We start from the raw sequence: 2,311 nt of genomic DNA, 5'->3' as shown, positions 1-2,311 counted from the left end.
GTCACTGTACCGTACCGGGTTGTTAAACCCAAAATGGTAGGGGCTTAAGCCAGGCACCATGGCGGTCAGGGGATCTATATGATTGAACCTGCCCAGATACGGATCGTAGGTCCTGAAGGCCGTTTCATAGAGCTGCGTGGTTTCATTTAGACTCACCCCGTTGTAAAGGTAATCCTGTTGCGGTGTACCCAAGTCGGTATAGGCATTAAAGCTTCCCCCAAAAGGATAATAATCATCCTTCTGTACGATATCCGTACCCGTAAGGTGTACACTGAAATCGTCAAAAAAGACTTCCACGGGATCTCCATTTTCATTGGAGACGTAAATATACACATATCCGGGTTCTGTTACAGTCATCGGGCCGACATTTAGGTATTGGTGGCTGATATCCGATCCATCCTCCGCGGCTTCCTTACTGATTTGCTTGAAGCTGGAATTTATCGGCTTGTACTCTCTGTCAAAAACCGGTGTAGAGCATTCTACACCCAGTGCGGAAGAATTAAATTATTCAGTCACTTTGTGTCGTCGATAGCGGTACACCATATAGATAAAAAAGCCTGCCCCTGAATAAAAAATTAATGCCAATCCGATTTGGAAATTTTTACCACTAAACCAGGTAGCAAGAGGCCATCCGATCATCAATAATCCCAGCGCCACAGCAATGACCAGACCTGTTTTGGTTTCATATATTGGTGGCTTTAAAGATATATCAGAATTCCCTTGTTTATTAATAGAAGAGACTATATCATGAAAGTCATTCTCAAAGCGTGAAAAATGTTGACTATTATGATCAAGGGTTAGCATGATTTTCTCACCGTTTGTAGTGTAAAGTTTCAAAATATGATAATACTGCGTGGTCTCGAAAATATAAGATTTAAGGTTGTTCCAGCGAATTTCTTTTTTTCTTTTTTTTTTCGTTATTGATGAGGTTTCTTCAAAAGTAAATATATCTCTATTTATTACTACATGTAAATCATTTCTAACAAGCCCTTCTGAAAGCTTGAATAAAAGAAATGCTATCCCAAAAGAGAAGGAAATAATTAAGATTAAATTTGCCTGAACTTGAATGATCACTAATGCCAAAAACGGCAATAAAAGAGCTGTAATAAGTATAACCAATAGTCGTAGAGTATAAAGGACTCTAGGAATATGAACCAATTTATATTCGTACTTTCTCATTTTACTAATTACCTGGTCTATAGCCTCCGAATACAACCTTATTCCCACCTAGTGACTCTTTAATACCATCAAATAATCCTACAGCATCCAATACCCCATATGTTCCAACCGCAACTAGCGCAACTGGAGCAGACATAATAGCAAGACCTCCGGCTGTAATGAGACCAACACCAATAGCGAAATCAGCTACTTGACTTGCAGTTACGTCCTGCCCATTATACCAGTTAACACCAGTTATTGTCCCATTTAGTAATACTCCTGCAACACCTAAACCCTTAGAAGTCCTTGCAATTTTTTCAATACTTGGATTCATCACCTTTATAATGAATCGCTGAGCTGTTTTCGTTCCCTTTGCAGCATAACTTGCTTTTACACCTCGAAGGTGCGCTTCGGTTCCTCCTAAAACATAACCAGCCCCTGCCATACCATAATTAACAATATCCTTCAGTGTGTAATCTCCACTTAAGATACTCGCATGTTGCATCCCCCAATTTTGCCCTCCAACGCTATAAAATGTTGACATTACTCCCGGTGTAGTGGTTTTAAACAACTTATTATTCATAAGTACATAGTCTCGGATATCCATTGGTGAATCCACCCAATAGCCGAGCATCCCATTTCTCTCTTCATATGGATCCCCCCGTTTTCCATCTCCATCGATATTGTAAAATTTACCTCCATATTCAATGGCTCCACTTGCCAACCCATCTTTGTACATTTGGCTACCTCCCCACATGGACCAATCTGAATTCCCAATTCCATCAGACCAGTGATTCCCCGAACCCGGGCCGGTAAATCCGCCAGCCTTTGGCATAAGGTCAAACGGATTCTGGGAGTAGTTTGATGCATAGGTATTCCCCGTACCCCACGTTCCTGCATCATCTCCCATCAATCCCATCGGGTCACTTTAGCGTACGGGGTTGTTGAACCCAAAATGGTAGTGGCTAAGGCCAGGTACCATGGCGACCAAGGGGATAAATATACACATATCCCGGTTCTGATATCGTCATTGGGCCGACATTCAGGTATTGGTGGCTGATATCCGAACCATCTTCGGCGGCTTCCTTCCCGATCTGCTTGAAGCTGGAATTTATCAGGTTTTAGCCTTGGTAAAACTCCAGCGTATTGAGCA

The 2,311-nt window shown here is 41.8% G+C and carries 3 protein-coding genes; all 3 read right to left on the bottom strand.

Annotation, left to right across the window (positions count from 1 at the left end; genetic code table 11):
• The coding region (locus tag IAQ59_RS21790) for an RHS repeat-associated core domain-containing protein (protein ID WP_280868345.1) at positions 1–357 on the bottom strand (357 nt) is incomplete at its 3' end.
• A 147-nt stretch (positions 358–504) separates the two neighbouring features.
• Positions 505–1,179, bottom strand: a complete 675-nt coding sequence (locus IAQ59_RS21785; protein ID WP_209332969.1) for a hypothetical protein — start codon at positions 1,177–1,179, stop codon at positions 505–507.
• 4 nt (positions 1,180–1,183) lie between these two features.
• Complete coding sequence (locus tag IAQ59_RS21780; RefSeq protein ID WP_209332968.1) at positions 1,184–1,993, bottom strand: hypothetical protein; 810 nt, start codon at positions 1,991–1,993, stop codon at positions 1,184–1,186.
• Positions 1,994–2,311: the final 318 nt, after the last annotated feature.

It is taken from the genome of Lunatimonas salinarum, from assembly GCF_017811155.1.
Lineage (GTDB): Bacteria > Bacteroidota > Bacteroidia > Cytophagales > Cyclobacteriaceae > Lunatimonas > Lunatimonas salinarum.
Note: the sequence above shows the minus strand (reverse complement) of the source record. Positions and strands in the feature narration are given on the sequence as shown.